Source organism: Mesorhizobium sp. M7A.F.Ca.MR.245.00.0.0, assembly GCF_003997415.1.
GTDB lineage: Bacteria > Pseudomonadota > Alphaproteobacteria > Rhizobiales > Rhizobiaceae > Mesorhizobium.
Window position 1 is genome coordinate 1 of record NZ_RZTE01000101.1, and the last position, 1,341, is coordinate 1,341.

Consider the following 1,341-nt stretch of genomic DNA (forward strand, 5'->3'; position numbering starts at 1 on the left):
CCGGTGTCCGAACCGGATAGATAGGTAACAGAATGGACCGATAGCATGGGTGACAGTTTTCTTGTCCGCCGGGAGGACCGGCGATGGTTTGGCGAGAGACTGGCATCATGGATGAGCGGCTTCGGTTTGTTGTGGAATGCCTTTCTGGCGAGGAGACGATGACGCAGCTGTGTACTGCCTTCGAGATCTCTCGCAAGACCGGGTACAAATGGCTTGGACGCTACCGGGAGTTCGGGCCGGAAGGGCTGCATGATCTGCCGCGGGCGCCGCTCGAGCACGGCCGGGCAACGGCAGCGGAGCTGGTGGAGCGGATCGTGGCGGAGAAGGAAGCGCATCCGCTGTGGGGGCCCAAGAAGATCATGGCCCGGCTCAAGCGTGCGGAGCCCTGCTGCGGTTGGCCTGCGGTCTCGACGGCCGGTGAGATCCTGAAGCGGCATGGACTTGTGGGGCGTAAGCGCAGGCGCTGGAAGGCGGCCGGCAACGGTCCATGGCCGGAGCCCGAGGGGCCGAACGCGCTGTGGACGGGCGATCACAAGGGCTGGTTCCGGACTGGCGACGGGTGGCGCTGCGAGCCGCTGACGGTGATGGATGGGGCGTGCCGCTATCTTCTGGCGCTCGAAGCGACGGGTTCGACGGCGGACGCCGAGGCCTGGCCGGTGTTTGAGCGCCTGTTTGAAGAGCATGGGCTGCCGGATCGGTTCAGAAGCGACAATGGCCCACCCTTCGCATCGCCTGGCGTCACGGGTCTTACGCCGCTTGCGGCGCGCTTCATCAAGCTTGGCATCGCTCTTGAGCGCATCCAGCCGGGCAAGCCGCAGCAGAACGGGCGCCATGAGCGCTTCCACCTGACCATGCTGCCGATGGCCAAGGCACCGGAGGCCGACAGGGCGTCTCAAGCTCAGGCTTTCGAGGCCTTCCGGCGCAGCTACAATGAGGAGCGCCCGCACGAGGCGCTTGGCATGGGCACCCCGGCGCAGCATTACCGTCCCTCGACCCGTCCCATGCCTAAGACGATCCCCGAGCCGGACTATCCGGCCGAGGCGGCGGTGCGCAGCGTGCGCCAGAACGGCGCCGTCAAATGGCAGGGTGCAGAGATCTACGTCTCGGCCACGCTGGCAGGCGAGCCGATTGCCATCGAAGAGACTGAGAACGGCCAATGGGCGGTGCGCTTCCATGCCCATCCGCTCGGCTTCATCGACCACAAGCACAGGAAACTGGTTCGCCGCAGCGCCGCGCCAACCCAACCGTTTGGCGCTGCCGCGAACCCATCATAAGGGGGAAAACTGTTACCTATCTATCCGGTTCAAACTGTTACCCATCTATCGGCTGGACACCGGCAGG

The 1,341-nt window shown here is 65.0% G+C and carries 1 protein-coding gene; it reads left to right on the forward strand.

The annotated features are described in order from the left end of the window. Nucleotides 1–83 precede the first annotated feature (83 nt). The gene (locus EOB80_RS34230) at nucleotides 84–1,274 is read left to right on the forward strand and encodes an integrase core domain-containing protein (RefSeq protein ID WP_127332395.1); all 1,191 of its coding nucleotides are present in this window, start codon (nucleotides 84–86) and stop codon (nucleotides 1,272–1,274) included. Nucleotides 1,275–1,341 lie beyond the last annotated feature (67 nt).

Excerpts from the sequence above, each read along its gene's own strand:
- EOB80_RS34230 (WP_127332395.1), top strand. The coding sequence starts at position 84 with ATGGTTTGGCGAGAGACTGGCATCATGGATGAGCGGCTTCGGTTTGTT.